At 43.5% G+C, this 22,301-nt stretch carries 22 protein-coding genes; 2 read left to right on the top strand and 20 right to left on the bottom strand.

The genetic code is table 11. The features are described from left to right. Window positions 1–148 precede the first annotated feature (148 nt). The 3 genes from AAEY80_RS11870 to AAEY80_RS11860 form a co-directional block, all read right to left on the bottom strand. The gene (locus AAEY80_RS11870) at window positions 149–2,449 is read right to left on the bottom strand and encodes a TonB-dependent receptor (protein WP_350588379.1); all 2,301 of its coding nucleotides are present in this window, start codon (window positions 2,447–2,449) and stop codon (window positions 149–151) included. A 303-nt stretch (window positions 2,450–2,752) separates the two neighbouring features. Then, a complete protein-coding gene (locus AAEY80_RS11865) occupies window positions 2,753–3,700 on the bottom strand; it encodes a siderophore-interacting protein (protein ID WP_201582220.1) in 948 nt (315 codons plus the stop codon). Next, window positions 3,700–3,894 carry a hypothetical protein gene (locus AAEY80_RS11860; RefSeq protein WP_201582219.1) on the bottom strand — a complete coding sequence of 65 codons (195 nt, stop codon included), beginning with the start codon at window positions 3,892–3,894 and terminating at the stop codon, window positions 3,700–3,702. The genes AAEY80_RS11865 and AAEY80_RS11860 overlap by 1 nt, the downstream gene beginning before the upstream one ends. 357 nt (window positions 3,895–4,251) lie before the next feature. Here AAEY80_RS11860 and AAEY80_RS11855 point away from each other — a divergent pair, with 357 nt between their 5' ends. After that, window positions 4,252–4,665 (top strand): PaaI family thioesterase, encoded by a 414-nt coding sequence (locus AAEY80_RS11855; RefSeq protein WP_350588378.1) that lies wholly within the window; start codon window positions 4,252–4,254, stop codon window positions 4,663–4,665. A 233-nt stretch (window positions 4,666–4,898) separates the two neighbouring features. Here the strand turns inward: AAEY80_RS11855 and chrA are convergent, their stop codons facing one another. Further along, the gene (gene chrA, locus AAEY80_RS11850; RefSeq protein WP_350588377.1) at window positions 4,899–6,107 is read right to left on the bottom strand and encodes a chromate efflux transporter; all 1,209 of its coding nucleotides are present in this window, start codon (window positions 6,105–6,107) and stop codon (window positions 4,899–4,901) included. Between the two features lie 444 nt (window positions 6,108–6,551). Further along, on the bottom strand, window positions 6,552–6,941 hold the full coding sequence (locus AAEY80_RS11845; RefSeq protein ID WP_350588376.1) for a DUF6122 family protein: 390 nt from the start codon (window positions 6,939–6,941) through the stop codon (window positions 6,552–6,554). Between the two features lie 247 nt (window positions 6,942–7,188). Between AAEY80_RS11845 and AAEY80_RS11840 the strand changes: the two genes are divergently transcribed. After that, a complete protein-coding gene (locus AAEY80_RS11840) occupies window positions 7,189–7,686 on the top strand; it encodes a hypothetical protein (protein ID WP_350588375.1) in 498 nt (165 codons plus the stop codon). A gap of 112 nt (window positions 7,687–7,798) precedes the next feature. Here the strand turns inward: AAEY80_RS11840 and AAEY80_RS11835 are convergent, their stop codons facing one another. The 15 genes from AAEY80_RS11835 to AAEY80_RS11765 form a co-directional block, all read right to left on the bottom strand. After that, a complete protein-coding gene (locus AAEY80_RS11835) occupies window positions 7,799–8,221 on the bottom strand; it encodes an ion channel (RefSeq protein WP_350588374.1) in 423 nt (140 codons plus the stop codon). Window positions 8,222–8,618: 397 nt separating this feature from the next. Continuing rightward, complete coding sequence (locus tag AAEY80_RS11830; protein WP_350588373.1) at window positions 8,619–9,695, bottom strand: ATP-grasp domain-containing protein; 1,077 nt, start codon at window positions 9,693–9,695, stop codon at window positions 8,619–8,621. 294 nt (window positions 9,696–9,989) lie between these two features. Next, window positions 9,990–10,847, bottom strand: a complete 858-nt coding sequence (tatC, locus tag AAEY80_RS11825; RefSeq protein ID WP_350588372.1) for a twin-arginine translocase subunit TatC — start codon at window positions 10,845–10,847, stop codon at window positions 9,990–9,992. After that, window positions 10,844–11,230, bottom strand: coding sequence for a Sec-independent protein translocase protein TatB (tatB, locus tag AAEY80_RS11820; protein WP_025653152.1), 387 nt, complete (start codon window positions 11,228–11,230; stop codon window positions 10,844–10,846). The genes tatC and tatB overlap by 4 nt, the downstream gene beginning before the upstream one ends. Window positions 11,231–11,286: 56 nt before the next feature. After that, complete coding sequence (gene tatA, locus AAEY80_RS11815; protein ID WP_025653153.1) at window positions 11,287–11,568, bottom strand: Sec-independent protein translocase subunit TatA; 282 nt, start codon at window positions 11,566–11,568, stop codon at window positions 11,287–11,289. Between the two features lie 78 nt (window positions 11,569–11,646). Then, entirely contained in the window at window positions 11,647–14,265 is a 2,619-nt protein-coding gene (locus tag AAEY80_RS11810; RefSeq protein ID WP_350588371.1) for a copper-transporting P-type ATPase, read from the bottom strand. A gap of 138 nt (window positions 14,266–14,403) precedes the next feature. Continuing rightward, window positions 14,404–14,559 carry a hypothetical protein gene (locus tag AAEY80_RS11805; protein ID WP_350588370.1) on the bottom strand — a complete coding sequence of 52 codons (156 nt, stop codon included), beginning with the start codon at window positions 14,557–14,559 and terminating at the stop codon, window positions 14,404–14,406. Window positions 14,560–14,662: 103 nt separating this feature from the next. Further along, window positions 14,663–14,935 carry a DUF5676 family membrane protein gene (locus AAEY80_RS11800; protein WP_350588369.1) on the bottom strand — a complete coding sequence of 91 codons (273 nt, stop codon included), beginning with the start codon at window positions 14,933–14,935 and terminating at the stop codon, window positions 14,663–14,665. Window positions 14,936–15,048: 113 nt separating this feature from the next. Beyond that, window positions 15,049–15,702 carry a methyltransferase family protein gene (locus tag AAEY80_RS11795; protein WP_350588368.1) on the bottom strand — a complete coding sequence of 218 codons (654 nt, stop codon included), beginning with the start codon at window positions 15,700–15,702 and terminating at the stop codon, window positions 15,049–15,051. 129 nt (window positions 15,703–15,831) lie between these two features. Continuing rightward, a complete protein-coding gene (locus AAEY80_RS11790; RefSeq protein WP_350588367.1) occupies window positions 15,832–17,175 on the bottom strand; it encodes an APC family permease in 1,344 nt (447 codons plus the stop codon). Window positions 17,176–17,327: 152 nt separating this feature from the next. Beyond that, on the bottom strand, window positions 17,328–17,834 hold the full coding sequence (locus AAEY80_RS11785) for a DUF305 domain-containing protein (RefSeq protein WP_350588366.1): 507 nt from the start codon (window positions 17,832–17,834) through the stop codon (window positions 17,328–17,330). Window positions 17,835–17,885: 51 nt separating this feature from the next. Further along, window positions 17,886–18,974, bottom strand: a complete 1,089-nt coding sequence (locus AAEY80_RS11780; RefSeq protein WP_350588365.1) for a copper resistance protein B — start codon at window positions 18,972–18,974, stop codon at window positions 17,886–17,888. 25 nt (window positions 18,975–18,999) lie between these two features. Then, window positions 19,000–20,703 carry a copper resistance system multicopper oxidase gene (locus AAEY80_RS11775; RefSeq protein WP_201577598.1) on the bottom strand — a complete coding sequence of 568 codons (1,704 nt, stop codon included), beginning with the start codon at window positions 20,701–20,703 and terminating at the stop codon, window positions 19,000–19,002. Window positions 20,704–20,811: 108 nt separating this feature from the next. Next, window positions 20,812–21,480 (bottom strand): DUF411 domain-containing protein, encoded by a 669-nt coding sequence (locus AAEY80_RS11770; RefSeq protein ID WP_025653161.1) that lies wholly within the window; start codon window positions 21,478–21,480, stop codon window positions 20,812–20,814. Between the two features lie 130 nt (window positions 21,481–21,610). Continuing rightward, a complete protein-coding gene (locus AAEY80_RS11765) occupies window positions 21,611–22,231 on the bottom strand; it encodes a c-type cytochrome (RefSeq protein WP_025653162.1) in 621 nt (206 codons plus the stop codon). Between the last annotated feature and the right edge of the window lie 70 nt (window positions 22,232–22,301).

The following is a 22,301-nucleotide window of genomic DNA, read 5'->3' as shown; positions in this document are numbered from 1 at the left end:
TTTGAAATGCAACACGGCACATCTTACTCTTCAACTCATTCTTTTAAAACGTTGCACTTCTTATTTGAATCTAGGTAGTATAAAAGGGAGTAGGTTGTGCCTAATCCCTTTTATCTAAGTCTTATAAACATGGTTTAATGGGCAGGTCTTAAAAGTCGAAAGTCGCTGATACTTTTAGGGCAGTAGGCTCACTGGCATTTAAATACCCAGCACCCGCATAACCACCCACTGATTGCCAATAGTCCTCTCCTGTCACGTTAGTAACCACGCCTTTTAGCGTCACGTCTTGTCCAGCAAGCATGGTTTTGTAGCGAGCACCTAGATCTAGCGTGGTATAACCGTCGACTTTTAAGCTATTGGCGGCATCGGCATAACGTGCGCCTGTGTGAATGATATCACCGGTCACCGTCAATCCTTCAACTGCTGCTAAATCATATTCTAGGTTGACGTTGCTTTGTAGCGTGGGCAGTCCGATGACTCGGTTGCCGTCGAACGTCACATCGCCCGTGTTTTTTTGCTCAGCATTTAAGTAAGTAACACCAGCATTGAAGCGCATGTTTTCGCTCGGGCTACCAAATACAGTCAATTCTACCCCTTGATGGCGATTTTCTCCAGCAGCGGTAAAGGTGTTTGAGTCATTGACATAAGCACGCGGCTCATCAGTGCGGAATACCGCCAAACTACTGCCAATCAGACCATTGTCATACTTAACGCCAACCTCAGTTTGCTCACTTACATAAGGGTTTAAATTTTGACCACCATTGGTGACAGCACCACCATTATTAGTCAGAGGTGCCCTTGCGCCTGGCGCTAGGCTTTCGATATAGTTGCCATAAACAGACCAGTCCATGCTCGGTTGATAGACGATACCGATACTTGGTGTCCACTCACTTTTATCGTAATCTGCCGTTTTAGCCTGAGTGTTAGGATCATAGCTGGTGGTTTTTAAATTCTGATGACGCACGCCTAAAGTGGTTTTTAGTTTGTCATCGAACAATGATATGGTATCGGCTAGCGCAAAGCTTTGGAATTGCTTCTCGTTGGTTAGTTTTGGATCGTCTAAGTTACCACCGAAGATTGCTGTGCTTGTAAAAGGGACCTCAGCGTAGTCAATAGGGCGATATAAATTGGTCGCGGGTTGATTACCAAAATCATAGGCGAACGCCCCTTTTTCTTCTTGGTCATAGAGATCCGCTGCTAGTACCCAATTATGAGCCACTTCACCTGTTTGCCATTTACCACGCAGACCGAGCTCAGCACTTTGTACCAAATCTTTTCTAGAATTATCAAAGCGATAAAACGTACCTGCACCATCAACATTGTTGACGGTTAGATTGGCCAGTGAGTTTTCTTCCTCACCACTTCGCACACCGTAAGCACCATAAGCGGTAATATTATCAGTAAAATCATATTCTCCTCGAATGGTACCAAAGACATCTTCTTCATCTGAATACGTCCAAGGCTGCGCCCAATTCTTTGAGCCGTCTGGTGCTTTTGGTACTCTAGAAACACCAGCAAGTGTGACACTAGGACGGGTCTCTTTAAGCTTATTGTCTTGCCAGCCCAAATCTGCTGATAGTCGATACTGATCGCCTCTATAATCTAATCCTAACGCTGCCAGACCCAGTGTTGAAGATTCATCATCAATCGCGCTGTCGCCATCTTGATAAGCGGCATTAAAGCGCATGCCAAACGCATCATTAGTACCAAAGCGATCACTGACGTCTACGGCAACTTTGCCTTGATCGCCCTGACCATAACCGAGTGTCACCTTACGTAGCGGGTCATTGCCAGCTCGTTTGGGTAGCAGGTTAATTGTACCACCGGCATTACCACCACTTGGTGCTGCGCCATTGAGCATGGCTGATGCCCCGCGCTGAACTTCAACACGCTCGAATAATTCAGTAGCGATATACTGTCTTGGTAATATGCCGTATAGACCGTTATACATGGTGTCATCAGAGGTTGTGATAAAGCCGCGCATAAAGTAGGCTTCTTGAAAGTTGCCAAAGCCTCTGGCGACACGAACAGTCGGGTCTTTTTTGAGCAAGTCGCCCACACTTTGCGCTTGTTGATTGCTGATATATTCATTGGTATATGAGGTAGTGGAGAACGGCGTATCCATGATGTCTTGATTGCCCAAGATTCCGACGCGGCTTCCTGTCGCTACTTGACCCCCTTCATAGGCACCTGGTAAGCCATCGGCTGACGCATCGGCGCTACTGGTCACGACAATCGTATCGAGTACCACACTTGGGGTATCTGCCTGGGTATCTGCTTGGGCATCAGTACTTGCCTCTGTTTGTGCCCACGCAGCTTGACTCGCACCCAGTAATATTACCGATGTGGACAGACAAGATGAGCACAGTGATTTTAGTGAAAATGGATGGCGAGAGATACTCAAGAGATTAGGGCGAAATAAAGCAGAATATAAGCGAGACAGTTGCATGAATATTTCCAGCATATAGGTTAAATGCTTATTATAATGATAATCATTTTCATTACAATATATTACTGGATTAAATCTCAATATATTTTTATCGTATTAAGTGTACGTTTTCGTTAGGCAAAGTAGTAAGTCGTCTAAAGTTGATTAATTACACTATGTTGATTAGTCGCGCTACACCAGCAGCAACGATTGTTATTAGCTCAATTTAGAAGTCAGCACAAGTGGTTAGTAAGTGGCTAAATGCCTATTATTTATTAAATGCTTGCTGTTTATAGAAAATACCATTTACAAAAAACATAATGATTATTGCGCACGCCAGTAGACTTTAATGACCATATCCTGACGTGATAATCCAAGATTTGCCTTTAGTTGCTGTCGCAATGATTTGATATCTGCTGCCTCCAGCGCGCCCCATACCTTGTCAATATTGACAGGCAGTCGCGCAAATTGTGTATTTAATAATGCCACTATTTGCTCAGTAATATCAGTCGTTGGGGTATTAATGAGATGGCACAAATTATCTTGCAAAAAATGCGAATCATGGCGCAGTTGATGACTGAGCGTTAACGTGTGTAAATAACGGATGTCCTCTGGATCATTAGTGATGGCAATGATTAGAGGTGGCAATGGATTCTGCCAGTTTTCCAATAGATTGGCCACCGTAGGCAAGGAGGTTTCATCACAGATGAGTAAGCACTGACCAGTGCTGAGATGTTCTATTTTCTCTGGATATTCACGTACTGTTTTGATTTGACTGCCACAGTTAAGTGCGCGCGCCCAACTGCCTCCTGCCGTGTCGCCGTGAATGTAGACATCTATCCACGCTTGGACGGACGAGCTGCTCGAATCTCGCCATGCTTTTCGTAAGGTATAGTAGCGCTGCAAAGGTTTGTCACTATCTCTTGAATGGTCTTTTGACTGGTGCTTCGTAGCAGATAGACCGTCCGAATTCAGCTCAAACAAATACGCGTAGCCCGGATGAGAGAGTGGCGTACTATCGGGTGCGGTTACCAGCAGTCGATACATGTTGGGGCTGGCGTAGTAGCTGTTGAGGATAGTAAAGTGCTGCTCTTGAAGCTTGATCGTACGCTTACCAAGCTTATTGGCAGAGGTTTGCAATAGCGTTATATATTGCTCTTGTAGCGTCATCGACTCACTAATCGGCGCCGTAAAATTGATAAAATATTGACTGCTGAGAGTAGTGGTATTTGCTAAAGCACCGTTGTTATGATTGGTGGTTGTGACATCCATTAATATCCCACATCCGTATATAGCTCTTTTATCGAGGCGATATCATGCTCACTCACTGTCGTGCTAGTAAAGGCATTGATAAACATAGCGAGTTCATCTTGATGCTCTTCATTGACATGATTTATAAACTGGTCTTTGTCAGCCATGTCTAACGGTGTTTTATCAATATCGTACTGAGCAAGTGGTTGAGCCATAACATGTCATCCAAGCCAAAAATTCAAATAATCGTTGAACGACATTATATATGTTAATGATAATCATTAACATATATATTACGCTAATAATCCTGTTTATCGATTGATTGTCAGTGAAAGTGGCTCATAAATGAAAGGAGTTGGCATATAGTCGATTCAATTTAGAAGTAGTACAAGGCAACCGAGTGTAGATGTATATGTGATACTTCAAGCGAGGTTAACGCTGTAATACTTTTATAGTGGAATGACTATAGATGCGGCTGATAATATCAGTTATGCTATCACTGTTTATGACAGTGCTTACTCAAGCAAAGAGCTGGCGTCGGTAGTGAAAATAATCAAAACCGAGGAATAGGTATGTCTGCAAGCAAAGAAGAAATCGTCGCCTTTATGACGGCAGAGTTTCCACAAACCAAATGCAGGGTTGAGGCAGTAGATGATAAGGGTTCGACCTTGTCGCACGAGATAGGTATCAATGAGCTGCGACCTGGTGGCACAGTCTCGGGGCCAGTGTTAATGAGTATTGCTGATGTAGCCATCTATGTGGCGATACTGGGGAAAATTGGTATTGTACCGCTGACAGTGACAACGAACCTGACCATCAACTTTTTGCGTAAACCCTCAGCAGAAGCCCGTATCATCGCCGACTGCACGTTGATGAAAGTAGGGCGCACGTTAATCGTAGGCGAGGTTTCTCTTTATTCAGAAGGCTCTAGCGACTTGGTGGCTCATGTGGTTGGCACTTATTCTGTACCACCAAAATCTAGATAGACGATTTTAAGATAAGGTTATTTGCTTAAGACAAGGGATGTTTGGCTCAATACTATTGAGCCTGCTAGCGATAACTGAGTCCGCATCAGTCCCGCCTATTTGTGAATGCTAAACAGTCTCTATATTTTATAGATCCAACCGACGCAATCTTAACGCGTTACCAATTACGGATACTGATGATAAGCTCATCATCACCTTAATAGCCCCCTTTAATTACTGCCTTAATGCCCACATCATAGTGTTAGTAACCAACCAGCGGCTCCGCAACTCATCACCACCAGCCAAGCAGGTAATTTCCAGAACATCAAGGCAACTAGGGCAACCAATGCTAAACCAAAATCTTTTGCTTCAAGAACAGCGCTTGTCCATACAGGCTGGTACAGCGCTGCCAGTAGCAAACCGACGACTGCTGCATTGATGCCCGACAGAGCAGCTCGTGTCCGCAGATTTTGGCGTAGACTTTCCCAAAATGGTAGGGCACCCATAACCAACAAAAATGATGGCGCAAAGATGGCTATTAAGCAAATCATACCACCTAACCAACCACTGGGCGCTTGGTTCATCGAACTCCCAAGAAATGCAGAGAAAGTGAATAAAGGTCCCGGAACGGCTTGCGTGGCTCCGTAACCTGCCAAGAAAGTATCGTTACTAATCCAACCTGCTGGTATAACCTCAGCTTGTAACAGTGGCAGTACTACATGCCCACCACCAAATACTAATGATCCTGCTCGAAAGAAGGTATCTACCATGGAAAGTGTTTGGCTTGGATACAATGCGGTCAGCAGCGGTAAGCCAATAAGTAATGAGAAAAATGAGAATAACCAAAAAAATCCAGTCCGACGTTTGACAGTAATAGGAAGAGGATCATGAGCAATCACCTTATCAGGTTTGAACAATACCAGCCCAATAATGGCGGCACTAGCAATGACGCTTACTTGACCTAATGCTGAGGGAACTAGCAGTACAAAACAGGCAGCCAGCGCCATGATAGAGACTCGTGCAACATCAGTACAAAGATTTCGTCCCATACCCCATACCGCTTGTGCAACTACCGCCACCGCCGCTACTTTCAAACCATGCAGTACGCCAGAGGGAATAATATCCCCATAACTGGTAATACCCATAGCAAATAGGATAAGCGCTATGGCAGAGGGCAAGGTAAACCCAGTCCAAGCAGCAAGAGCGCCGGTATATCCTGCTCGAGATAGCCCTATGGCAATGCCAACTTGGCTACTTGCTGGTCCTGGTAAAAATTGACAAAGTGCCACCAAGTCAGCATAGCTATTCTCCGTTAGCCACTTTCGTCGTATCACGAATTCATCACGAAAATATCCTAAATGAGCGACGGGGCCACCAAATGAGGTTAGACCCAATCTAAGAAAAATAAGAAAAACAGTCCATGCTGATTTGCTTTCAATACTATGACGATCATGACCTGACATGATTTACTCTCCTCGGCAGACGCTGTAAAGAAAAGGTACTGGCAATTAAACTTAAGCTTAAATATAAATTTTGATTTGATGCCTTCACGCTAATATTTTCTTAATTACCGAAATACGATAATTTATCTAGGTTTTAATGACATGTCTACCTTTTGCGAGAGTTATTTGATGTGATATCTATGTTGCTATCAGGCAGACTATCTTGGGTATTCTTAAATAGAAGCGGTCATTTTCATTCTATAATTTTACTTATAAGTTACTTATAGCAGACCGCTACAATGTAGTCATTTACATCAGAATAGTTAAATTTTTTGGGACGAATGTTAGAAAATTAAAGTTTGAATAGCGAGGTATGTATGCCTTCTGTGCAAACTTCTAAGGAGACTGGTTCATAAGAAAGGAGTTAAACAACACCGCCTAAAGTAGCTTCAAGACTTAGTAGCTTCAAAACTTAGAAGCTCTGACAAACCCTGCTACCAACTTACGGGCAGGCGCCTCAATCAAGCACTGTGGACAATTAAGATAGGTCATCACGCAATCATTTAAATCGGTTAGCATATGTAATAATAATCCTAAACCAATGATTTTATAAGGCTTAGGTAAAAATAGCATAGCCACATATACTGCCATCGCATAATAAGTATGCAACGGATGGAAGTTAATACTACAGCGATTGGGCGAGAAAATAGGCGTGGCTAGCAGATGATCTAAATCTACTAGCATGGTTGCCAAGAGTATGAGGTAGACGCGCTTATAGTCGTCACGAAAAAATAGATAAGCGATAATCAGCGGCATGCCAAAATGCAGAAAATAATGGATAATGGTCTGAATCATCGTTTTTTCCAATTCAAGATAATGTTTTAAACAGTGCGCTGGTGACAAAGGACAATCACACCTGAAAAAATGCGCGAACCCATCGTCTAATATATGGGAATTAGTCACCTAACTGTGATAAATATGCGCATCAAGTAACATGCTAATTTAGCATTGGGAGACACTAATAAATAGTATCTCGGTCTGGTAACGAAAATCAATTGAGCATAGAGCTGTATTTATTGCTATGGATATTTTTGGAGGTATTATGATTTTAGTAAGCCAATCGCATCGAGTAGTAGCGTCAGCTGTGCTTACTTTAATGATTTGGGGGGTAAGCTTCTTTCTACATTTTTTTTGGGAAATGGCACAAGTCCCCTTCTTTGCTGACATGCCTGATGCGAGCCATTGGCAGGTAATCGAGCTTTGTACACGGGCAACTGTCGGTGATGCTAATATTGCTTTTAGTGCTTACGCGCTTGCGGCACTGTTTACAAGAGACTGGTTCTGGATCACAAAGCCATGGCGTCTATCGACTTTATTAATGTACTTTGCCGTTGGCCTGATTGTGACCATAATCTTTGAGTATTGGGCAACTGGAGCCGGTCAGAGGTGGAGCTATAGTGATCTTATGCCTAAAATGCCGCTGCTTGGCACAGGTGTGTTGCCGCTTGCTCAGTGGGTGGTGGTCCCGATAGTATTGATCTACACTATCAAGTGGATGTTTCTTGGGTGGCTGGTTTCGAAGCGTACCGAATGCGAGTAGATCGAGTAAAGCGATAACCATACTCTCTCAAAGCTCTTTCGGAATAGGCAATATCCATACCCTGACATGAGGTATGAAGCACTGTGCGATATATCGTTGAGAGGGTGTTTAGCTAATTTGAAAGGGGTTTTTGACCACTCATGATCTGAAGCACAAAGGTTCCGGACACTGTAATCAATAGGAAACCATGAAAGGCCTCCATCGCGGTCATAAATCGAAGATGACCGTCAGGCATGAGGTCACCTCGCCCAAGCGTTGTGTAGTTAACTAGCGAGAAGTAAAAGTAGTCCATAAAGTTAAGGGGGGCACTGCCGTTGGGTGAGGACGAGACCAGGTCGCCAACCTGAAAGTTATGCACAGCAACCCAGAACCCAGCCGCATAAAGCAGTGCCTCAAGGATATGAGCCAGTACGATTGAAGCAACTGTGACCCCAAGGCAGTGTCCCGGATGATGCGACGGCGTCACAAACTGTGACGAAAATTTTAATACGCCGTAATGTATTGCTGTACAGACAGCAATCAAAATCGCTGCCATTATAATTGCCAGAACCACTTTTCACCCTCTTCAAGGAAGCTATGTTATAGTCGAAGGAACAGCACAGATTATCACGCTCTAACTATCAACAGTAGTTTTTTCTTTCTCTCGGCGTAAGTACAACGTAAGCACAATAAGTCAGAAAAATTTATGTTCGTTTCGCGTCATAAGATAACGTATCCCTTTTATTTAGTATCTGTCCCGTCCTAAATGTGTTAACTCATTCTAGGATGGGATAATCGGCTATAGTAATTATTTCAATGCAAGAAGTAATAAATAACGGTTTGGATCATCATTTTCCCAGTTCAGCATGATGCTTTGATTGTTACATTAGCATACAGAACAATTCATATAGTAAATGTTGCTCAAAGTTACTTAAAAAGCCAAACCCAAATAATCACACCTGAAAGACGGGCGCGAATCCACCGCCTGGCGTACGGAAGTTAGTAGCTTGGCCTTGATAAACACGCGCAGCAGGTAGCAGCAGTTGTCCACCATACGTATAAAGACGTATGTCCACCTTTCTCGTCATTACGGTATCATCAATTTTTAGCGCTCGCTCTGTTGCAGGCACAAAAGTCTGTGCAATATAACCCTCATCCAGTATGTTCTCAAAAACGCGTCGAGTCAGTTTACTGCCGCGATAGACGCCTTTGCTTCCATAACCAGCCACTGGCTTAAAAAACAGGTCTCGTCGAGTACGCCACAACTCTGCTGCATCATCTCTTGCAACTATTCGTGTCTTTGGTACAGAATTTTCTAGATATTCAACTGCAGCGTCATCTAGCCCCCAAGCATGCAATGTCTGCGCATCGGATAGTAAGGTTAAGTTGTGTTTGTTGGCCAACATAGCATGTACATGAGGATTGGGTGTTACCACCACAGCATCCTCTAGATATGCCTGCTTAAGCAGCGCATGGTCAGGCTCCTCAAGTGCGAAATCGACCAATCGATTGTAAACCATATCGATTTTCTGTCCATGGGCCATCAGCGCACCGTCGACATAATCGAATTCAGAGGGGTCTAGTATTACAGTATCAATCCCTTTAGCTTGGAGCAGCTGACAGGCCAATTGGAACTCTAAGAACATGAACTGACTCTTGGGATTATTATCTACAATAGCTATCCGATTGGGCATAGCAACAGTGGATTGTCGCTGCCATTCCTGTTTGAACATATCAAATACGGCTTCCTCGAACCTATCTAGCATTTGATTGGTTGCAGCGCTTTGCTCTGAGGGGTTGCAACAGCGTTTTTGTGCGCGAGCGAGCAACACATTCAGAAATGCGCCGCCGGCATTGGTATTGACCTCGATGAGCTGAGGTCCATCTCTACCCAAGTGAAAGTCATAACCCATGAGAGCCCCTATTGGACCTGGGTCGAAAGCAGCTATTTCTGGTGCCCACGACAGCACTTGCTCTTGATACAATGGCAGTTCGGCAGCTGACTCGATAGCCCTGACGATTCGTTCCATCGCCTCTATCTCTGTTTTGGGAACGAACACTGGTGTTGCTGAAAAAAGCTTATTAAGCTCGTTCGCTCCTATTGGATTGTTTCTAGTCTCTACCAATTGATCGTGAAGGCTTGTATTGAGGGCTTTACGATCGAGGGTAATGCAGTAACATTCTTTGTTAAGTCGATTTGCAAGACTGTCATTTTTGTTGTTATCGATTATTTCTTCCATTTAAATTCCATCGCTAAGTAGAGTGCTCACATTGACATATTTAGTGAATAGTAAAAACAGAGGCGTTTGAGGTTAGTAACTTTTTTATGTTTCATTTTTTGAGGTTAAATCAATACTTGGTTCCTCTTTAATCAATACTTTTGCTAAAAACAAACCCAGCTCAAATAATAGCCACATTGGAATTGCCAGCAATAGCATAGATACCCCGTCGGGTGGTGTCACTACTGCTGCAACCCCAAAACAACCGACTATGATATAACGACGCTTATCCTCAAGACTCTGAGTAGAAACGATCCCAACTAATATCAATAACAAAGTAACTACTGGAATCTCAAAGGTGAGGCCAAATACCATAAATAACTTGAGAGCGAAGCTCAAATAACTATCAATATCGGTCATAGGTATGACATTTTGTGGCGCAAATAGGATAAAAAACTTCAATACGCTTTTGAGTACAATAAAGTAGGCAAAGGCAACACCCGTATAAAATAGAAATATTGAAGACAGTAATACTGGAATGGCTATTTTTTTCTCTTTTTTATAAAGACCAGACGCAACGAATGACCAAATTTGATACAAAATATAAGGCATCGCTAAAAATGCAGCGACAAAAATTGTCAAACGAATAGGTGCCATAAAGTTCGAGGTGATATCGGTCGCAATCATAGTCGAATTAGCAGGCAACTGAGCAACCAAAGGATCTGATAAAAGAGTATAGAGCTCACGTGAAAACCCTACCAGCGCTAAAAATATAATTAAAACTGCTACGCATATCTTGATTAAATGGGCGCGTAACTCTATCAAGTGTGCCGTAATAGGCATGTCACCAAGTGCACTCAGCACATCATCAGACTTATGACTATCAGCCGTGTTTATTGTCGCCTCAAGTTCTGTATCCGCTATCTTTTGTTGTCGGCTTTTTTGTCGTTTAAATAGATTCATTTATCTGCCTCCTGTTTGGTTAAGGAGGAGGCGCTATTGGGCTGATGATCTTGCTCATCAAGAGCGACTGGCTGATGTGGCTCATCTGAGTGTTGATTCTGTGAGTCTTCAAATTTTTGTATATTACCACGCATCTTTGCCAGCTCACGCTTCATATCTGTCTCAGTCTGACGGATGTTTGCTAGCTCATCTTGCATTTGTTTTCGTGTTTCAGTCAGATCAAGCTCAGACTCTATTTCAGATTGTAGGGTGGATATCATACGACGCAATTTGGCATACCATTGCCCAGCGGTACGTGCAGCCTGTGGCAGTTTTTCTGGACCCAATACGATCAAGGCAATGATGCCGAATAAGAGTAACTCGGAAAATCCGATATCAAACATAACAGTCAAATGTAATAGTTAATAGGCGAGTGAGTATCGTCAGCTAATGACACTTTTTACACTTTATGCTTATCCTCAGTGGTAGGGCTGATTTCCACATCATCAGCCTGATTACCTACACGCGTATTTAAGTCGATATCTGAAGTTGGCGTACTCTTTTCATGATCAAGCATCCGATTCTTACGCGCGTGTTCGGTTTCTTCATCTTTGACCGCTTCTTTAAAACCCTTTACCGCACCGCCTAAATCTTTACCTGCGTTTTTAAGCTTGGCAGTACCAAATACAACGACTACGACTACTAACAAAATCAGCCAATGTGTAATAGAGAAACTACCCATAACGATATCCTTATTTTTAAATTCTAATAAAACCCGTATTGGGTATTACGTTTTGACAATTTTCTCCTAACATTCACATTACAAGTCCAACCGACGTAGTCTAAGTGCGTTAGCGATCACCGAGAATGATGACAAGCTCATAGCTGCCGCTGCTATCATCGGACTGAGCAGAAGCCCAAATATGGGATACAGCACACCTGCGGCAATAGGAACACCAAGTGCATTGTAGATAAAGGCAAAAAACAGGTTCTGTCTGATATTGCGCATGGTGGCGTGGCTAAGCTTATAAGCTTTTGCAATGCCCATTAAATCACCTTTTAGCAGGGTAATACCCGCACTCTCCATTGCCACATCGGTACCCGTTCCCATAGCGATACCAACATTAGCTTGCGCTAGCGCTGGTGCGTCGTTAATACCATCACCCGCCATAGCTACCAGTTTACCGCTGTCTTGCATTTCTTTGACAATACGGTTTTTGTCCTCTGGTGAGACATCCGCATGAACTTCATCAATACCTAATTTATTAGCGACTGCCTGTGCAGTTTTTTCGTTGTCACCGGTTAGCATCACAACTTTTAAACCTGCGTCATGAAGCAATGAAATCGCCTCTTTGGTGCTTGGTTTAATAGGGTCAGCAACTGAAATAATACCAGCAGCTTTACCATCTATAGCCACAAACATTACCGTTTCACCGTCTTTTCTACGAACATCAGCTTTGGTGGACAGCTCACTATCAAAACTATTTAGGCTTTCCATAAGCTTAGAGTTACCAATAGCGACTTTCTTACCATCGACCACGGCTTGTACGCCTTCGCCAGTAGTCGAATTAAAGTCAGTAGCTTTAGGAATAATGAGTGATCTTTCTTGAGCCGCTCTCACGATAGCTTCTGCTAAAGGATGCTCGCTTGCACTTTCTACTGCGGCTACTAAGGCTAAAAACTCGTCTTCATCTTGACCTACCTGCGCATCAATTGCGGTAAGCTCAGGCTTACCAGCGGTCAGTGTTCCGGTCTTATCGACGACAATGGTATCGACTTTTTCCATACTCTCAAGCGCTTCAGCATTTTTGATAAGGACGCCGTTTTGCGCGCCTTTGCCAGTACCAACCATAATGGACATCGGCGTTGCCAAACCAAGGGCGCAAGGACAGGCAATAATCAGTACCGCAATCGCGTTAACCAAAGCATAGGCCATAGCGGGCTCAGGGCCGAATATCGCCCAGACAATAAAGGTAATGACGGAGGAGATAAGCACAATCGGTACGAACCACCCAGCCACCTTATCTACCAATTTCTGTATAGGTGCGCGGCTACGCTGGGCTTCAGCAACCATTTGTACAATTTTAGATAATACCGAATCTGCTCCAACATTGACCGCTTCGACCAATAGCGTTCCGGTGCCGTTTACCGTACCACCAGTCACGGTATCTCCTGCTACTTTTGATACAGGGATTGGTTCACCCGTTACCATTGATTCATCGACATTACTATTACCGTCGATCACTGTACCATCTACGGGTAACTTCTCACCTGGTTTAACCCGTAGCTTATCGCCAGTGACGACCTCATCAAGCGAGACTTCGATCTCTTCACCATTTTCTTCCACACGTCTTGCGGTTGGTGGTGCTAGCTCAAGTAACGCTCGAATCGCACCTGAAGTTTGACTTCTAGCTTTGAGCTCTAATACTTGACCCAGTAATACCAAGGTTACAATGACAGCTGCTGCTTCATAGTAGACACCGACTTGTCCGTTAGCATCTCTAAAGCTGTCTGGAAAAATACCGGGCAGAAAGGTTGCTACCAGACTGAAACCAAAAGCTGCGCCTACGCCTATCGCAATCAAGGTAAACATATTGAGATTGCGGCTTTTTATAGACTGCCAGCCACGAACGAAAAATGGTGCGGCGCCCCAAAGCACTACAGGGGTCGCAAGCACCAACTCAGCCCACTGTAAAACCTGTGAAGGTATACCATACTGACTAAAGTCAACTCCAAACATACCGCTCATAACATATATCAATAGCGGTATAGTGAGTACCGTACAGATCCAAAAGCGACGAGTCATATCGTCAAGCTCTGAGGTATCCTCTTCACCAATGGTGATCGTTTCTGGCTCAAGTGCCATGCCGCATATTGGACAGCCGCTATTCTCAATATCTCTAACTTCAGGGTGCATAGGGCAAGTGTAGACCGTGCCATCATAATCAGCAGGAACTTTGTCGTATTTACCGCCTTTGATAGATTTTACATCAGTGCTGTTAGTAGTATCCGCTCCATGACCATGACAACTTGCATGACTGTCTTCATCAACAACCTCGTCTTCAGGTTTAAGGAACATGCCGCATATCGGACAATCGCTCTTTTCAGTATCCCTAACCTCAGGATGCATCGGACAGATATAAACTGTACCGCTATAATTTTCTGGTACTTTATCGTACTTGCCGTCTTCGATAGGTTTTGCCTCATTACTATTATTAGCATCCGCTCCATGACAATGCGCATGACTATCTTTATTGTTGTCGGATTCAGCAACCTCGTCTTCAGGCTTAAGAAACATCCCGCATATTGGGCAGTCACTTTTTTCGACATCTCTTACTTCTGGATGCATAGGACAGGTGTAAACCGTACCACTATAATTTTCTGGTACTTTATCGTACTGACCACCTTTGATAGATTTTTCATCGGCAATATGTTTCATAAAACCACTCCTTGAAGACAATAAGTATTGATAATAAGTACAGCTCTTAAAGCACTATCATCAACCCTCGCTTGCTATTCATCTAATTATTAATCTAAAAACCTCTAAAAAGTAATTTCTATACTTTTTAATTGGAACTTAGTTTTTATCACGCAAATACTTGAGCAGAGCCTTGATAGTTAATACTAGTACTGCGAAAAACAGTACGATGAATAACAAACAGATAAGCATCATAACCCAGCCCATACCCTGCATCATTGAGCCGTTCATCGACCCATTCATCATGCCATTCATTATTATTTCTCCTTACTCTAAACTGTGATTACTCTAACTTTTCAATTCATTTTCGCTCAAATTGAAAAGATTTGCTGACTATTCATATACGAGTGCCTTTGAACTATTTTGCGAACCAACGATATAGTGGCACGAATAAGATTGCGAAATACCAACCGTAAAGATACGATTCTACAAGCCCAATTAGAAAACCTGTCCAAGTCAACCACTCAAAACCCGGTAGCAACGGTGCCCAAGCCTCATGCATACTTATCTGCTCAGGTGCAAGTAGGCCAAAGCCTATGCAAAAGAGATAGCTGATAAGCAGAAACAAAGACACACTGTTGCCCACAGGGCCAATTCCTAGAGTATTCGCTTTTGAATTCACTTCGTTCATCTTGACTCTCCTTAGTTTTGCAAAACACATTCCATGCTAGCTCACCGACCGTTTGATTATCTATTTCAACGACAAACACTTGGTGTGAGTTAAATTTTCATGCTGAGTTGACATCACTTTTTAACTTGTGAGGCGGCAGCTAGCTGGCGCCAACGTCCCCAACGGGGGATGAACATTGGCACTTGCCGTTTATAGGCAAGGTAGTCTTCACCAAATGCTTCGAGCATCTGTTGTTCCTCACGTCGAGCGAGCCATGTGTAAACTAGTACAATAACTGGAAACAGAATGATTGAGAATAGCGTTGGCCAATGCACGATGCCTTCTCCGAACAGCGCAATAAATAACCCCGTGTACTGAGGATGACGTACATAGGCATAGAGCCCCTCCGTCATCAAGCGGTTCTCACCCCGTGCTTTATGGACTTGGCGCCACCCTTGAGCAAAAAGACCAACGCCTAAGAATGCAATAGCATAGCCGAGTAGCATTGAGATCATCATGCCTGTCTCACCTAAACCAACAAGGGTCGACCATAAGCTGGCGCTGATATATTGGCTGTCTAAACCAAAAAACCGTACTAATAAATATATAGTGAGCGGAAAGCCATACATTTCTGCGTAAAGTGCAATGATGAAAGCCTGAACTACACCAGCACCCGCCCATTCACGCCAGTTCTTTGGTGCGAAATAACGGTAAAAGAACCAAGAAATGAGCACAATAACAATTAGTGCGAGACCCCAAGTTCCAGCGTGATTAAATGACTCATTCATGGCTTACTTTCCCCGTTCTCTTTATGAATATCGTATTGCATGAAATCACTTGTTGAAGATAGTAAGTAGACGCTTAAATCTACGCAATTTTAAACCAAACAGTTTTTTATAAATCCTTTAATGTTATTGTCAATGTTGGTGTGTAAGTGCATCTTTTTCGATAGCCTTTCTCCTCGCTGACGACTTGAGATAAACCTGCTCAGCCACAGCAATCACTACGATAGTAACGACTGCTACGCCAAGCACGAATGGATCTGAGTGTAGTTTGATCCAGATAAAACCACCGAGGACTAAGATATCAAGAAGTATGGCCACTACAGGTACCCACATCACCGCTTTTATGTCTTGACGGAGGTATCTTAGAACACCCCAGTGGATAGCGATATCCATGATCAGATAGAAAACAATGCCAAGCGCTGCAATTCGTGAAAGATCAAATAACGTTGTGAAAGCCAAACCCAACACCACGGTATAGACCAGTGTGTGTTTTTGAACGCTGCCTGGCATCCCCAAATGACGGTGGGGTACCAGCTTCATTTCGGTTAGCATAGCGAGCATACGAGAGACTGCAAAGATACTAGCAAGGAGACCACCAGCGGTAGCTACCATTGCGATTGCTACTGTGAACCATAGACCATAGTCGCCAAGTGCTGGGCGTGCGGCGGCAGCCAAAGAGTAATCTTTGGTTTCAATAATTTCAGCAAGAGATAGATTACTAGACACCGCGAAACCGACTAGAGTGTAAATAACTACGCATATTGCGATTGATATTACAATGGCACGGCCGACGTTGCGATGAGGATTTTTTACTTCCGAGCCACTGTTGGCAATCGTGGTAAAGCCCTTAAATGCTAGGATACCTAGCGCCGTTGCGCCAAGAAAGTCACCAACAGTATTAGTGTCACCTAATGTAGAAGAATCAACTGCAAAGCTATCAGCCAGCCATACACCAACCAATCCGAAAATGAGAATGCCGACAATTTTCAGAATACCAATAAACGATGCGACCCCTTGGATCCAACGATTACTGAGCAGGTTAATCAAAAATGCAGCAAGAATAAGCGCAGCACCAAGAACGGACACCATGCGACCGCTGTCGTCACCACCAAACAACTGCATCGTATATGATCCGAACGTCCGAGCCAAAAAACTTTGCGCTATAACCATAGAAAAATACATTAGTAAAGCATTGAAGCCAGTCGGTAAACGATCGCCGTATGCCTGATGTAAGTACATGGCGACACCGCCAGCCGACGGGTAGGCATTAGAGATTTTTATGTAAGAGTAGGCACTAAAAGACACAACGATTGCAGCGGCTAAAAATGCTAAGGGGAAAAGTGAACCTGTCATCTGAGCCATCTGCCCAGTCAATGCAAAAATACCGGCGCCAATCATGACACCGGTACCTAGCATAACTGTTCCTGCTAGTGTTAGGCTATCTTTTTGATACTGAGTATCTCTGTTTTGCTCCATGGCTATTTATCCTTTCACTACCTTTTTAACGAGTAGGATTTTAAATCTGCGGTGGATAAGATCTTTGAGTGAAGAGACCTATATTATTAGCCGTAACTATTCGATAGATCTCTATTTTCTTAGTTTAAAATACCTATTAATCTTGTAAGTCTTTACTCCAGCTCTGTAATGAGTGCTTGCATCTCAGCGATTTCACGCTTTTGTGCTTCGATAATGCCATCCGCCAACTCTCTTACCCGTGGGTCTTCTATATCGGCACGCTCACTGGTCAAAATAGCAATCGAGTGATGCGGTATCATCGCCTGCATCCAATCTACTTGGTCGACAGTTTGCTGCGAGCGCACACCCCATAGACCAAAGGCAAATAACACCACACTAACCCCATAGACCATCAAGTTTATCTTGGTTTTTTTATACATATTGCTCATAAAGGCGAGCATAATAATGGCCATCACAGCGCCCATATACAATGCCATATAAGCTCGGGTTTCACTAAAATAGACGTGATCCAATTTATAGGTATTAAAATACATCATGATAAACATCACCACTGTGGATGTTAATATCATCAAAGTGAACTTCACATAAGGATTTATACCCTGTTGATGGCTTTGATGATTCATATTCCCATTGTTAGCAGCATTGTTAGCAGTATTCATAATGTGACCTCTTTAAATTTAACAATATTGGTATAATGGACATTTTATAATTTAGAACCAGAACATTACGCCAGCGGTTACACTACTAGAGTCAACGGCTACGTTTTCTTGGCGGCGTAAGTCTCGTGCATCCCCTAAGGCTGATGCATAACTAAAACCAACGTAGGGTGATAATTGACGACTTAGGGTTTCATAAGCTAACCGAACTTCAGTTTCAAGCTCATTAAAACCTTTAGTAATACCGTTGTCAGTATCATCTTTACTGAAAGCAGTCAACTGCACTTCTGGTCTGACAATCCAACGCTGAGCTAAGCGCCACTCGTACGCTGTACCAAGATCAAGCTGGACTTGTCCATCAGTATATACGTAGGCTCTAGCGTCAGTCTCAACAAAGTACGGCGCTGTACCGACAATGCCAGCCATGATTGCGGACTTATCGTTTTCAGTATTATAAGCGACACCTGCTTCTCCGTTCCAATAGATACCGAGAGGCTTCCAGTAAGCGAGCGAGGTCAGACTATCGATTTCTTTATCACCTTCAGTTTGGGCACTACCCTCACTGCGTAGAGTGACACGATTGCTATCAGTGCCATACCATCCTTCAGCTTCAAAATCGATTTGATCGTCCTCAAACTGATAGCCTAAGGTTCCTACTGACACGCCCCATAATGGTGCACTACCCATCATTACCGGCTTATCATATTGTCCATAGGTAACACCATTAGAGTAATCTGAACTACGAGCATCGGCTGGAGCATCGCCACCTTGCATACTAGCCGTATCCATACTCATACTTCCATGATCCATACCTGCCATGTCCATGCCCGACATATCGCCTGACATATCCATACCACTGTGATCCATATTCGACATGTCCATTTTGCTATGATCCATCTCTGACATATCACCCGACATGTCCATCTCTGACATATCACCCGACATGTCCATACCTGACATATCACCCGACATGTCCATACCTGACATATCACCCGACATGTCCATACCTGACATATCCATTCCGGACATGTCCATGCTACTGTGATCCATATTCGACATCTCAGCAGCGTTTGCTAAAGGTGACATTAGTAGTAGCAAAGATGACATGCCAATAAACGATAGACCTACTTTATATTTTTTCATAATAAGGCTCATATTCAAAGGTTTATTAAACAACAGCAACTTCTCTAAACATACCGGCTTCCATGTGATAGAGCAGATGGCAATGCCATGCCCATCGACCAGCCTCTCCTGTCACATCAAAGCTAATTTTCTGTGCCGGTTGCATCACAAAGGTATGCTTGCGTACCTGAAAATCACCATTAGGCGCACGCACATCACTCCACATACCATGTAAGTGCATAGGATGGTTCATCATAGTGTCATTGACTAAGGTAATACGCACTCGCTCGTTTGGCTTGATATTGACTGGCGGTGCGTCCTTGAACATAACACCATCCATGGCCCAAATATAGCGTTCCATAGCACCCGTTAAATGTATTTCAATCTCTCTGGTAGGTTTGCGCTGTTCAGCCATTATTTCATCGCCGACAGAGTTCAATTGACTATAAGTCAAAACTTTTCTATTAATCTTACGCAGGTTAATGCCTGGATCATCGATATTCGTACGCGGACTATCTACGCGCATATCGGACTTAAAGTCATATTCTGTTTTGGCGTGCTTGGCGTCATAGCCATTCGCACCCATAGCTCCCATCATATCTGCCATGGTGAGCCACTCGATTTTATCCATCGCTGGTATCGCAGCACGAGCCCCTTTTTTGGTAGCAAGCGTAGTGGCAACAAAACCTGAACGATCTATGTTTTGAGCAAATATCGTATGCGCATCTTTGGTAGGCGTAACGATGACATCATAAGTCTCGGCAACACCAATACGAAAATCATCAACATCGACAGGCGCGACATCATTACCATCCGTTGAGACGATGGTCATTTTGAGACCCGGTATACGCACATCAAATATCGTCTGTGCCGAGCCATTAATGAAGCGTAGTTTGACCGGCTGTCCAGCTTTGACCAGTTGCGACCAATTAGCGGCTGTCGTTTTGCCATTCATAAGGTAGGTAAAGGTGTTTTCACCAGACAGATCCGTAAAGTCTGTCGGCATCATGCGCATCTTGTTCCACATTTTACGCTTATCAAAAGCAGTTTTCATATCTGTGGCGGCAATATCGGACAACAGCTTTTTGAAGTCTGGCAGATGATAGTTATCAAAGTCAGAACGCTGCTTTAGTAGTTTCAATAAATTATGCGGATCACGGTGCGTCCAATCACTAAGTAAAATGACATGGTCTTCTGCAATAGGATGACGCTCGCGTCCTTTCGGCTCAATGACAATAGCGCCGCGCATACCGGTTTGTTCTTGAAAGCCCGTATGCGAGTGATACCAATAAGTACCTGACTGCACTAACTTGAATTTATAAGTAAATGTACTATTGGCCGGAATACCATCGAAGCTAATGCCGGGTACGCCGTCCATTTCGAACGGAACGAGCAAGCCGTGCCAATGAATAGAGGTCGACTCATTCAGTTGATTATGGACACGGATGATGACCGTATCGCCTTCTTGCATCTTAAGCGTCGGCGCTGGCAATGAGTCATTAATGAGCGTCGCCATACTTGACTTACCATTAACCGTAATCATCTTTTCGCTGACGTAAAGGTCAAACTCATTACCCGTCAAGATAGGGACGACATGATCGGCTTTATCACTATTGACGACAACGTTTTGCTGACCTTTGCTTAGCGCACTATTAGCAATGGATGGCAGCGTGGATAGCATTGACGCACCAAGCAGGGTCGATGACCCTGTCAAAAAACGCCTGCGGTTAAACATGTTCTTATTATTCATAATGTTGACCTAATTTATTTTACGAGATGGTATTTAAGCCTGTATTTTAATAATACATCAATAACTTACCAGTAAGTTAACTAAAACACTATTTAAGTAAAACTAAATTTACAGTTGCTGAGCTGGAGACTCAATAGTAGCATATATTTCTGTGCTGCCATCTTTGTTCAATTGCATGACTTTATACGGCATGAATTTATCCTGATATTTCATGCCAGGGCTACCCACTGGCATACCGGGTACGGCAAGTCCAATCGCTTGTACCGGTGGGTTTTCTAAGAACTGTGCCATATATTTGGCAGGAACGTGACCTTCAAACACATAGCCATCGGTTGTCACTGTGGTATGACAAGCGCGCATTTCCTTTGGTACGCCGTAACGATCTTTAAATAAGGACAAGTCTTTAGGGTGCTGCGTGGTTGCACTTAGACCATTATCTTTTGCATAGCTTACCCAGTCTTTACAACAGCCACAGTTTGGATCTTTATAAACCGTTGCTGAGACATTTTTGAGTAACGTGGACTGAGTGGTTACGGGGGTCATAATCGGTGCAACTTCAGCTTTTTCTACTTCTTGCGTAGCAACTTCAGCTTCTTGTGCTGTTTGCGTAGCAACAACAGCCTCTTTTGGTTGTGCTGTCTCTGAATCAGAGGCGCTAGTATTAGCTTGGCTGCAAGCAGCTAGTGTTAACGATAGTGAGGATGCCGTTAACAATAAAAGGACACGACCTGATACCCGGTTATGTCCACTAGTGAATATATTAGTATAGCGTCCCATAAAACCACTCCTGAGCGTTTGATTATTGAGTATTTTAGAAAATCACGCCCGACCACTAAATGAAGTAATACGAGCAAGCTTTAAAGCCTAAAAAGCAGTACTACCTAGCACTGCGTTTTTTATTCAACAATTAATGCTGCATCTCAGCACCTTCACCCGACATATCCATCATATCTGCGTCCATCATCTCCATGTCCATATCATTCATATCCATGTCCATCATATCGCTATTAAATCTTGTGGTGAGCATTGTATATTGGTCGGCATTTAGTTCAGGTAGCGTTCTAATAAAAGCCACCATCGCCCACATTCTATCGTCATCATGGGTTGCGCCCCATGCTGGCATACCAGAGGCCATGATACCGTGTTTGATCGCCCAAAAGTTCTGTTGTGCCCCCGCTTTATTATCATAACGCGCGACAACTTCAGCCTTAGTAAAATTAGGCGGACGCGGATACAGATACTCGCTTAGATCTGTTTTTTCTACATCAGGAGCCAAGTGACAACCTGCACACATATCTTTGTAGTCTGCACCACCAGAGCTGATCATATCCACTTGTTTTAGATCTGGCACTACAATATCTTTACTAGCATTTGCTATAGAGCGCGTGCGAGCCGTCTCTAAAAAATTATAAACCAGTGGGGTATGCCCTTGATCTGCACCGATATTCACAATACCACTGCTAACAACTGCAAAGACCCCAACGATTGCCACAAACACGGTAAAAAGCGCACCCCATAAAAATTTCATATGTCTGTCCTAAAGTCTATTGCTGTTAAAATTAGTTTAGTATTTGATAGAGTCAGGGTCTACGAGTTTT

Source organism: Psychrobacter sp. 78a-MNA-CIBAN-0178, from assembly GCF_040309625.1.
GTDB lineage: Bacteria > Pseudomonadota > Gammaproteobacteria > Pseudomonadales > Moraxellaceae > Psychrobacter > Psychrobacter okhotskensis.
Note: the sequence above shows the minus strand (reverse complement) of the source record. Positions and strands in the feature narration are given on the sequence as shown.

Bases quoted from the DNA above. Each gene is read 5' to 3' on its own strand.
- AAEY80_RS11870 (WP_350588379.1), bottom strand. From the start codon at position 2,449: ATGCAACTGTCTCGCTTATATTCTGCTTTATTTCGCCCTAATCTCTTG.
- AAEY80_RS11865 (WP_201582220.1), bottom strand. From the start codon at position 3,700: ATGGATGTCACAACCACCAATCATAACAACGGTGCTTTAGCAAATACC.
- AAEY80_RS11860 (WP_201582219.1), bottom strand. From the start codon at position 3,894: ATGGCTCAACCACTTGCTCAGTACGATATTGATAAAACACCGTTAGAC.
- AAEY80_RS11855 (WP_350588378.1), top strand. From the start codon at position 4,252: ATGTCTGCAAGCAAAGAAGAAATCGTCGCCTTTATGACGGCAGAGTTT.
- chrA (WP_350588377.1), bottom strand. From the start codon at position 6,107: ATGTCAGGTCATGATCGTCATAGTATTGAAAGCAAATCAGCATGGACT.
- AAEY80_RS11845 (WP_350588376.1), bottom strand. From the start codon at position 6,941: ATGATTCAGACCATTATCCATTATTTTCTGCATTTTGGCATGCCGCTG.
- AAEY80_RS11840 (WP_350588375.1), top strand. From the start codon at position 7,189: ATGATTTTAGTAAGCCAATCGCATCGAGTAGTAGCGTCAGCTGTGCTT.
- AAEY80_RS11835 (WP_350588374.1), bottom strand. From the start codon at position 8,221: ATGGCAGCGATTTTGATTGCTGTCTGTACAGCAATACATTACGGCGTA.
- AAEY80_RS11830 (WP_350588373.1), bottom strand. From the start codon at position 9,695: ATGGAACGAATCGTCAGGGCTATCGAGTCAGCTGCCGAACTGCCATTG.
- tatC (WP_350588372.1), bottom strand. From the start codon at position 10,847: ATGAATCTATTTAAACGACAAAAAAGCCGACAACAAAAGATAGCGGAT.
- tatB (WP_025653152.1), bottom strand. From the start codon at position 11,230: ATGTTTGATATCGGATTTTCCGAGTTACTCTTATTCGGCATCATTGCC.
- tatA (WP_025653153.1), bottom strand. From the start codon at position 11,568: ATGGGTAGTTTCTCTATTACACATTGGCTGATTTTGTTAGTAGTCGTA.
- AAEY80_RS11810 (WP_350588371.1), bottom strand. From the start codon at position 14,265: ATGAAACATATTGCCGATGAAAAATCTATCAAAGGTGGTCAGTACGAT.
- AAEY80_RS11805 (WP_350588370.1), bottom strand. From the start codon at position 14,559: ATGAATGGCATGATGAATGGGTCGATGAACGGCTCAATGATGCAGGGT.
- AAEY80_RS11800 (WP_350588369.1), bottom strand. From the start codon at position 14,935: ATGAACGAAGTGAATTCAAAAGCGAATACTCTAGGAATTGGCCCTGTG.
- AAEY80_RS11795 (WP_350588368.1), bottom strand. From the start codon at position 15,702: ATGAATGAGTCATTTAATCACGCTGGAACTTGGGGTCTCGCACTAATT.
- AAEY80_RS11790 (WP_350588367.1), bottom strand. From the start codon at position 17,175: ATGGAGCAAAACAGAGATACTCAGTATCAAAAAGATAGCCTAACACTA.
- AAEY80_RS11785 (WP_350588366.1), bottom strand. From the start codon at position 17,834: ATGAATACTGCTAACAATGCTGCTAACAATGGGAATATGAATCATCAA.
- AAEY80_RS11780 (WP_350588365.1), bottom strand. From the start codon at position 18,974: ATGAAAAAATATAAAGTAGGTCTATCGTTTATTGGCATGTCATCTTTG.
- AAEY80_RS11775 (WP_201577598.1), bottom strand. From the start codon at position 20,703: ATGAATAATAAGAACATGTTTAACCGCAGGCGTTTTTTGACAGGGTCA.
- AAEY80_RS11770 (WP_025653161.1), bottom strand. From the start codon at position 21,480: ATGGGACGCTATACTAATATATTCACTAGTGGACATAACCGGGTATCA.
- AAEY80_RS11765 (WP_025653162.1), bottom strand. From the start codon at position 22,231: ATGAAATTTTTATGGGGTGCGCTTTTTACCGTGTTTGTGGCAATCGTT.